This is a genomic window from Armatimonas sp., from assembly GCF_031410135.1.
Taxonomy (GTDB): domain Bacteria; phylum Armatimonadota; class Armatimonadia; order Armatimonadales; family Armatimonadaceae; genus Armatimonas.
The window spans coordinates 1-9,019 of record NZ_JANNYP010000755.1 but is presented as its reverse complement, the minus strand read 5'-3'; the positions used below and the strand labels follow the sequence as shown (position 1 = coordinate 9,019).

General features: G+C 58.7%; 9 protein-coding genes. 4 read left to right on the top strand and 5 right to left on the bottom strand.

Annotated elements, in window-relative coordinates:
* On the top strand, positions 1-1,196 hold a 1,196-nt coding region (locus tag RMO15_RS27655), incomplete at its 5' end, for a DEAD/DEAH box helicase (RefSeq protein ID WP_309720534.1).
* A 79-nt stretch (positions 1,197-1,275) separates the two neighbouring features.
* On the opposite strand, the gene RMO15_RS27650 is transcribed toward RMO15_RS27655, so the two are convergent.
* Positions 1,276-2,547 carry a helix-turn-helix domain-containing protein gene (locus RMO15_RS27650; protein ID WP_309720530.1) on the bottom strand — a complete coding sequence of 424 codons (1,272 nt, stop codon included), beginning with the start codon at positions 2,545-2,547 and terminating at the stop codon, positions 1,276-1,278.
* Between the two features lie 165 nt (positions 2,548-2,712).
* Here RMO15_RS27650 and RMO15_RS27645 point away from each other — a divergent pair, with 165 nt between their 5' ends.
* The gene (locus tag RMO15_RS27645; protein WP_309720527.1) at positions 2,713-3,552 is read left to right on the top strand and encodes a CAP domain-containing protein; all 840 of its coding nucleotides are present in this window, start codon (positions 2,713-2,715) and stop codon (positions 3,550-3,552) included.
* 167 nt (positions 3,553-3,719) lie between these two features.
* Complete coding sequence (locus RMO15_RS27640) at positions 3,720-4,448, top strand: pentapeptide repeat-containing protein (RefSeq protein ID WP_309720525.1); 729 nt, start codon at positions 3,720-3,722, stop codon at positions 4,446-4,448.
* A gap of 378 nt (positions 4,449-4,826) precedes the next feature.
* On the opposite strand, the gene RMO15_RS27635 is transcribed toward RMO15_RS27640, so the two are convergent.
* Both RMO15_RS27635 and RMO15_RS27630 read right to left on the bottom strand, forming a co-directional pair.
* Positions 4,827-5,960, bottom strand: coding sequence for a hypothetical protein (locus RMO15_RS27635; RefSeq protein ID WP_309720523.1), 1,134 nt, complete (start codon positions 5,958-5,960; stop codon positions 4,827-4,829).
* A 16-nt stretch (positions 5,961-5,976) separates the two neighbouring features.
* Positions 5,977-6,690, bottom strand: a complete 714-nt coding sequence (locus RMO15_RS27630) for an amino acid ABC transporter ATP-binding protein (protein ID WP_369016169.1) — start codon at positions 6,688-6,690, stop codon at positions 5,977-5,979.
* A gap of 43 nt (positions 6,691-6,733) precedes the next feature.
* Here RMO15_RS27630 and RMO15_RS27625 point away from each other — a divergent pair, with 43 nt between their 5' ends.
* Positions 6,734-7,150, top strand: coding sequence for a 2Fe-2S iron-sulfur cluster-binding protein (locus RMO15_RS27625; protein WP_309720517.1), 417 nt, complete (start codon positions 6,734-6,736; stop codon positions 7,148-7,150).
* A 6-nt stretch (positions 7,151-7,156) separates the two neighbouring features.
* Here RMO15_RS27625 and RMO15_RS27620 read toward each other — a convergent pair whose 3' ends face one another.
* Positions 7,157-7,876 (bottom strand): hypothetical protein, encoded by a 720-nt coding sequence (locus RMO15_RS27620; protein ID WP_309720514.1) that lies wholly within the window; start codon positions 7,874-7,876, stop codon positions 7,157-7,159.
* Positions 7,877-9,019 (bottom strand): DUF1501 domain-containing protein (locus RMO15_RS27615; RefSeq protein ID WP_309720511.1); only part of this gene is annotated, 1,143 nt, incomplete at its 5' end. It lies immediately after the preceding gene.

Here is a 9,019-nt window from a genome sequence, read left to right as displayed (position 1 = left end):
GTGATGTTCTCGCCGCCGCCCAGACGGGCACCGGCAAGACCGCAGGCTTTACCCTGCCTCTGCTCCAGAAACTGAGCACGGGTAAGAACGCCGCCCACCCGCGCCGTCAGCCCATTCGCGCTCTGATTCTGACCCCGACCCGTGAGCTTGCGGCACAGGTGGCAGAGAGTGTCCAGACCTATGGCGCACACCTCAACCTAAAAGCCGGTGTGGTCTTTGGTGGTGTTAAGATCGGGGCACAGATCACGATGCTCAATAAGGGCGTTGATATTCTGGTTGCCACACCGGGCCGCCTGCTGGATCACATTAGCCAGCGAACCGTCAATATCAGCAATGTTGAGGTTCTGGTTCTAGACGAAGCCGACCGGATGCTGGACATGGGCTTTATCCGCGACATCAAGAAAATTCTCTCTCTGATGCCGCACCGCCGACAGAACCTGCTCTTCTCCGCGACCTTCTCCGACGAGATCAAAGACCTCGCCGATGGCCTGTTGGACAGCCCGGTGCGGGTTGAAGTGCCGCGTGAGAACCTAGAGAGCGAGCTGGTGACCCAGTCTGCCTACTCGGTCTCCAAAGAGAGCAAGCGCGAGCTTCTAGAGCACCTGCTCGCCACCGAGCTCAAGGGCCAGTCGCTGATCTTCACTCGCACCAAGCACGGGGCCGACCGCCTGTGCAAGCAGCTGGTACGCAGTGGGATTGAGGCCGCCGCGATTCACGGGGATCGTAGCCAGCCACAGCGCACCAAGGCGCTCGCCGAGTTCAAATCCGGTGGAGTTCGCGTGCTGGTTGCGACGGATATCGCGGCTCGTGGTCTCGATATTGACCAGCTTCCGTTCGTGGTGAACTACGAGCTGCCCAATGTGCCGGAGGACTATGTCCACCGCATCGGGCGCACGGGCCGCGCGGGCTCGCTGGGGCAGGCGATCTCTCTGGTCAGTGCCGATGAGCGTGCCTATGTCACCGCGATTGAGAAGCTGATCCAGAAAAGGATCGAGCGAAAAGTGGCGACTGACTTCACGCCGTCGGTGGTGGAGACGGCAGAGACACCAACGACCCCGCCGCACCGCAACGGTGGCCGCGGCTCACAGAACCAGCAGCCCCGCCAGTTCCCCAGCCCTAAGTCTCTGGGTGGTGGGCCGGAGGGGCGCCGCTCCGCAGGGAGCCGCAACTTCGGTAGCGGACGGCGCGGGTACTAAAGCGCCATTAGAAACGCAAGGCCGTCCTCTTCTCACATCAAGGCGTGGGGAGGGGGCGGTCTTGTGGTTTTTATTGATCTTAGCGAGTGAGCCATTGAGAGAGACTACTGCCTAGGTCTTTTAAGTACTCCGAGCCGCTCTGCTGAACTAAGGGGAGCACTCGCTGGAGATAGCGTTGTGCCTCCGCAAGCTCACCGAGACCCCCTAGAACCCAGGCATGGTGCAGCTGGTTTTCCCACAGAGACCAGAGATGGCTCTCATTAGGAAGGGGGGGAGCAAGCTGACGTGCAGCATCCGAGTAGCGTCCATGACGGCAGAGCATGGCGACAAAGTGCTGTTGGCGAATGCTAAAATCGCTACTACTGCCTGCGTCGCTAATGTATTTTTCCCACTGCTGAACCGCTTCATCAATCTGTCCGCTATGCTCTAGGATGCGAGCGACAAGATACGGATACCTAGCGCGCTGGGCAGCTGGCAGACGCAAATGAAGCTCGTTGACAAGCTGAAGTGCCTCTGAGGGTTTCTCCTGCTCAAGAAGGGCTCCCACGATAAGAGTGAGCGCCGCAACTTGCCCCGATTTTAGAGGAGCTGTGCTGGAGCGTATCGAGCGCAAGGCGGGAGCGGCGAGGTGAGCCGAGTGCTGATGGTACCGAGAGTAGTAGTGACACCGGTCATGGTACATACCGTAGTGTCCCCAGATCGCCGTTGCCTCAGCCTCGCTGAGCTTACCCGCGCGGTAGAGCGCATCGTAGCGTGAGGCGAGTGCAAGGTAGGACAGATTGCGCTCCATCGAATCGGCTTGCTGGAGATTCTGTAGCACACAATCGAGGGCTTCTTTATCATTGGGGAGGGGAGTCTGCGCCTGCCACGCGCGTGTAGTGAGGTGGAGTGTCTCCTCAACCGTCGCCTGCAGCGCAAAGCAGAGAGCATGAAGTTTCTGACCATCCGGCCAGCCACCACCCCGCTCCCAGCGCGAGAGGAGCTCACGGGCCACTCCCACCTTGCGCGCGGCATCTCCTTGTGTCATGCCCGCTCGTAGCCGAAGCATGCGGAGAAGCTCTCCTCCGCTCACTTGACTCTCGTCCGGGCTTTCCTGATGTCGGTAGAGGATGGCACGGGGAGTATCGAGCTGGCGGCGTAGGACGGCGGCTTCGTGAGTGGGGACATCAAGAACGCTCAGAGCGGCTTCCAACTCGCGCATCGAGGGGCTCTGGATACCACGCTCCCAGCGCGAGAGGGTTGACTTATGAATCCCACAGCGCAGCGAGAGTGCCCCCAGCGAGAAGCCGCGCCGGAGCCGCCACTGCTGAAGCTGCTGACCAACGGTCAGTGTCTCTGATGCCAGTACCATACTCGCCCATTGTAGCGGAAAACGTGCCTGACACCAAAAAACGTTGCGATTTTGGTTCCAGCTCTGGCAACTAGGTCGTTCTCTCTCTACCATATGAGGCATAACTCGTCATGTGGTAATCCCCGCGACGATGAGAATAACACAGGGAAACGAAAGAAGTCATCTATGAGTGCAAAGTTATTGAGTTCGACGCGGGTCGACGTAGCATCAACCATTTCGGCAAGGCGGCGGCGAGGGTTCGGTGTGGTGGCGGTTCTGACCGGTATTGCCATTCATTTCGTGTGTTCCGAGTTCGCCCAGGCTCAGCCACAAGGTCCGCCGCTCGAATTTCTCAAGAACGAATTGAAGAAATCTGGGGCACCGGTTAAACCCGGAGCGTTCTTCCCGCAAGCTCAAGTTCCAATTGATCCCGTGCTCATGAAGTATCGCGCCTGCGTGATTGGAATTGGCAATCACGCACGACGAGACCCCAACTACCGCAAAACCGCGAAATATTGGGGTGAACACGGATTGCAGAACGCAAAGTATGCCCGGGATCTATCGGGTGATATGGCCGACACAGTAGAAGGGAAGCAAAAAATTTACAAGCACAATCGGACACCGCCCTATTTCCATGACCTCGTGTTTAACCAGTCACTCAACAAGGCGGCCCAATTTCATGCTGAGTATCTTGCCTCGATCCCGTGGAATGCCAAGACAAACCCTGGAAAGGGGCATGAAGGACCTAAAGCACACAATGTCGCCGGCGTTATGACGGATATGACGACACTGGGAATGCGAGCCAAAGCTTTTGGGTACAAATTCACCGTCACAGAGGAAGGTGCCGGCGGCGGTTTTGGCTCTACGCCGCTGGATTGGGCTCCAGAATGGTGGCTTCAGAGCGACAGCCACTACCGCTCCTGGTTCAATATTAACTTCGATGTAAAAGAAATTGGTATCGGCGTCGCCAAAGGGCCAGGCAACACCGGTTGGTATTTCTGCGTGCTTTATGGGACAGGCAAGTAGCAATACTGGGTAGGAGTTACGGGGGGTGAGAGGGGAGCCTCCCACACCAAAACGGAAGGCTGACGATTCAACTCCGTAACTCCTATACTATTGGCATCGACTACCGCCGCCTCGTGAGCAAAGACTGTCCACGAGGCGCACCGCTAACAAGAAAGAGGCTTATTGCTATGACACCGACAACGACAACGAACACCACAGCCGCCAAGGCTAACACCAAGACCAAGACTGTCTTTCAGAAGGCCCCGTTTCGGGTACTTGCTACCCTACTCCTCATTGAGGGCGTGATGGTGGGGCAGGTACTCTCAAGGCCCAGTGCGCCGGAGGACTGCAACAAGATTACGGATGCAAAGCTGCGGGTCGCCTGTTGGGTGAAAAAAGTAAAAGCGGGTGAGAAGCACCTGAGTAAGGCGGATCTCCACGGGGCAATTCTGGCAATGATGGATCTGGAAGGGGCGGATTTCCACGGGGCAAATCTGCGTGGGGCGGAACTGAGTGGGGCGGATCTCGACGGGGCAAATCTGCGTGGGGCGCATCTGGAAGGGGCGCATCTGACTGTTACGGATCTGGAAGGGGCGCATCTGGAAGGGGCGTATCTGAACAAGGCGAATCTGGATACTGCGCATCTGGAAGGGGCGCATCTGGAAAGGGCGCATCTGACTAGCGCGAATCTGAGTAACGCGGATCTGAAAAAGGCGCATCTGGAAGGGGCGGATCTCCACGGGGCAAATCTGACTAAGGCGAAGCTGCAACAGGCGAATCTGAGTGGGGCGGATCTGCGTGGGGCGGATCTGAATGATGCGAATCTGACTGGGGCGAATGTGACTGGCATCAAGATAGACAAGGACACCAAAGACAAGAACATGAGGGGCCACCCTCCCTTCAACATGCGAATCTGACTGGGGCGAATGTGACTGGCATCAAGAAAGACAGGTACACCAAAGACAAGAACATGAGGGGCCTCCCTCCCAGTCCCTAGCCCTTGTCCTCGTACCGCTCCCATAGCCCTACCCAACGCTCCCTTAGCCCGCGCGCCTAAGGCAACTGCCTCGGCACGGTCAGAGAGAGGAAGGAACGCTCCTTCCTCGTGGGAGCGGGTAGGTGTGCAGGAGTACCTCACAAGAAGAGCCACCTAAGAGAGTGATTTGTGTCCTTGAAAGAGTCGTTTCAGTCGGCTGTGCACGAATTCATCCGCCGTCCCCGTCTGATGAATTCGCCAATAAGATCATCTCGTTGACTGGGAGCACGACCAGGGACTTCCCCATCCAGCTGGGGGCCTAGGGGAGCAGAAAAAGCCGTCCCTCGGCATCGCCGAGGGAGAGCTGAAGGCCGGGCATGTTGGGGCTCTCGTCGCGGACGGGAGCCTCTTTGCCTGTCACTTTATCGACCTCCCGAACACTCTCTAGCGGCGCATCGAAGACCACAGTGGGCCAGGCGGAGTAGGCGAAGCGATAGTTCTGCAAGAGCACGGCGCGCCTGCCGTCTTTGTGGCGAAACGCCCCGACCAGATAGTCGCCCGGTGGGTCTTCCGGGGCACGCTTGAGATCCAGAAGCCCGGAGCCACGGAGCACCTCGGCGGGGTTATCAGTGGGCTTAACGCGATAGACTCCCGTACTCGTGAGCTGCATCAGGGTCGGACCGAGGGCACGGAGCTCGGCATTGAGGCGCTGGGCGTGGGCGTAGTGGCGTGTTTTCGTGCCGTCCATGGCAATGATCGCACCGCCTTTGGGAAACTCCGCACCGCCGGGTGTGAAGTAACAAAAATACAAAACGCCTCTTGCGCCGTACGCCAGTGACGCGTAGATCTGCCAGCGGAGCTGCGACTCCGTGGGGTCGGTGTGTGGGCCGTAGGGCATGGTGTTGAAGAAGTTCCAAAAAGGAATCCCCGCCGCCAGCGACTGCTCCCGCATCACGGCCAAGTTCCCGCAGTACTTATCCCGCCCATCGCGATCTGGGTGAAAGATCGGGTAGTGGTCCATGCAGAGCACGGCGGGCTTGACCGTCTCGATAAACTGCTTCACGTGGGTCACGTAGTCTGGTGAGCCCAGCTGACCCGGCGTGGCGTAGTCGGGAAAGAGGTTGACGTAGGCCAGCTTGTCGGGGTGCACCTTTGCAATTGCCTCTGCACGGGCCTTGAGCTGAGGGAACTCCGTGGCGCTCGGCTCATCTTTTAAGGCATAGCCCCAGAGGTTGGGGTCGGTGGGAAACGTGGCAGCATCAGTGCCCTGTGGCCAGAGGATTCCCTTGAGCTTGTACTTCTTGAGCAGTGCAAGCAGGCGCGTGACCGGCTCTTTCTGAAACCCCGCGAGCACTAGGTTGAAGCCTGCCTCGGCGAGCCATTTGTAGTGTGTGTCGGTGCGTGGCGGGTCTACCCAGAGCCCGATGGCGAATCTATCTTGAACAAATGGCATGGTTTTTCTCCGAGGTTTATTTGAGGACGCGGGCGAGGAACTCTCGGGTTCTGGGCTCTTTTGGGTTTTCAAAGAGCTGCTCTGGAGGGCCTTCTTCGAGGATTTTTCCGGCATCGAGGAAACACACCCGATGCGCGACCTCTTTGCAGAAGCCCATCTCGTGGGTGGCGACCAGCATCGTCTTTCCCGACAGAGCCAGCTCACGGAGCACTTCGAGCACCTCGCCGACTAACTCTGGGTCCAGTGCTGAGGTCGGCTCATCAAAAAGCAGGACGGCAGGCTGCATGGCGAGGGCACGAGCAATCGCCACCCGCTGCTGTTGGCCGCCCGAGAGCTGCGCGGGGAGCTTGCCCTCGTGCTCGCTGAGATGTACTTGGGCCAGTAGCTCACGCGCTTCTTTTTCTGCCGTCGCTTTGTCGAGCTTACGGACTTTCTGTGGCGCGAGGGCGACATTTTGTAGTGCCGTGAGATGGGGGAAAAGATTGAAGCGCTGGAAGACCATCCCGATCTGCTGTCGGAGCGTGTTCTCATCGTGATCCGTGCGCCCCTGGAAGGTTAACGTGCCACCGCTTGGGGTTTCCAGATGGTTGAGGCACCGCAGGAGTGTGGACTTGCCCGACCCGCTCGCCCCGATCAGCCCGATCACCTCACCCTCTTTCACCGAAAGCGAGATGCCACGCAGCACCGGAGTCTGGCCAAAAGACTTCTGCAGATCGCGGATTTCCAGCAAGGGGGTTTCCATTGCCCTCGATTATACGGTACAACAACTACCTATGGCTGGAACGAATCCCTACGCGGCACCGGTTTCTTACGAGAAGCCCAAGCAACCCTACAAACTGACGATCCTAATGGACGGCGAGAAGCACGAGCTGACGATCAATCCGTCGTCGCTTCCACTGGGCCACAACGGCCTGCCCGGCTCTATCCTCGATATCTGCGATGGCTTCGACCTCCCGCTTGAGCACACCTGTGGCGGCGTCTGCGCCTGCTCAACGTGCCACGTGATTGTCAAAGAGGGCTGGAGCTCGCTCAACGAGGCTACCGAGGACGAAGAGGACCAGCTTGAGGAAGCGCCGGGCCTAACCCTACGATCACGCCTCGGCTGTCAGTGTGTTCCCAACGGAACCCAAGACGTGATCATCGAAGTGCCCGGCTGGAACCGCAACGCTGTCAAAGAGACGCCGCACTGAGCGGGCTCACTCGCTGAGGAAACCACTGGCTTTGAGAATGGCAAGCTCATACGGTTGAAGGTAGGTTTCCGGGAACGTGAGGTAGCCCAGGTACATTAAACTCCCGTCATGTGATCCACCGGGGCTACCTTCTGGATGTGGCAGTCCGAGGGCGTGTCCCAACTCATGGCCAAATCCGCCGACCCAGCGCCCAAAACCAGGATTTTGCGTCGGCTCGCAGGGGCAATCGAGAAGGAGAGGGAGTCCAATAGGGCCGCGCAGGTCGTTGCTACCATTCAGGGCGACGCCGCTTGTCCCGCCGATCACCTGTCCACAAAGCGGCTCCGCGTCTACGTTGAAGACCCAGCGATTCTCAGGGTCGTCGAAACAGGCTCCAGTGAGGGCAAACGCATCCTCAAGTACCATTTCCCAAAAACGCTCCTGGTCGCAGAGCTGGCGTAGCTCGTCGTTGAGCGCCCCGTTTCGTGATTCGGAGCGAGTGCGAAGCTCTGCGCGTCTTTGCTTTTGCTTCAGGGACTCTTTGGGGGGGCACTGATAGAAGCTTGACGTATGCGGAAGAGAGTACCACTCGACTATTTCGGGTTCATGCAGACGAATCGTTGGGCCGCCTGCTTGCTCTGCCAGCCAGGTCTGAAACGTTTGTGCCACGCGCTCCAGCCCACTGATATACGCCGGGACAAGCTCATGGTCGCTCGGGCTCAGGTAGACAACGCGGACAATCTTCATTCAGGCCAGTACATCACGGATCACCTCGCCGTGGACATCGGTGAGGCGGCGGTTGGCTCCGTTGTGGTAGTAGGTGAGCTTTTTATGATCCAGCCCGAGCAGATGTAGCACCGTCGCGTGGAAGTCGTAGATGGTGGTGACGTTTTGCTCGGCCTTCCAGCCTAGCTCATCGGTGGTACCATACGAAAAGCCGCCCTTGACCCCCGCACCCGCCATCCAGACCGTGAAGCCCTGCGGGTTGTGGTCGCGGCCCTGGGTCTTGGCCTGAAACGTCGGCATGCGCCCAAACTCTGTGGTCCAGAGCACCAGGGTATCTTCGAGCAAGCCGCGCTGCTTTAAGTCCGTGAGCAGTGCCGCCGTTGGCTGGTCAAGAATCGGGCAGTGTCGATCTAGGTCGGACTTTAATCTCTGATGGGCATCCCAGTTGATCGAGCCCTCCGCCGCAGACGACGACGCGCCGCAGAAGAGCTGGACAAAGCGCACGCCGCGCTCGACCAAGCGCCGCGCGAGAATGCAGTTCTTCGCATAGGCTGCGAGATACTGATTGCTACTGTCCGTTCCGTAGAGCTTGTGCGTCGCTTGTGTTTCTTTCGATAAGTCCGTCGCCTCAGGAGCCGAGAGCTGCATCCGTGCCGCCAGTGCGTAGCTTGCCAGCCGCGCATCCAGCTCCGTGTAGCCGGGGGCTTTTTTGCCGTAGCCTTTATTCAGCGCATCCAGAAAGCCGCGCACCCGTTTCTCGCTATCCGGCGATGCGCCCTTGGGCAAGTCCAAATCCGGGATGGCTTTTTCGGTGTTAAACGCCACGCCCTGAAACGCGGCGGGCATAAACCAATTGCTCCAGTTGGCGGGTCCCGCAACAGGCAGGCCGCGCACATCGGGGATGGCGACAAAGCCGGGCAGGTCAGACGTGAGGCTTCCCTGTGCGAAAGTCGCACTATCACCGAAGCTGTTGTAGCCCTCGTAGTTTAAGCCCGTGTTCATTTTGTGTGTCGAGTGGACGTGGGTGTTGCTCTTGGCGGTGATGGCGTGCAGAAAGCAGAGCTCATCGGCGTGCTGGGCGATATGCGGCACGATGTCGCTGAGCCACTTGCCACTCTTGCCGTACGGCTTCCAGCCATAGGGGCTCTTGGCGAGTTTGCCTTG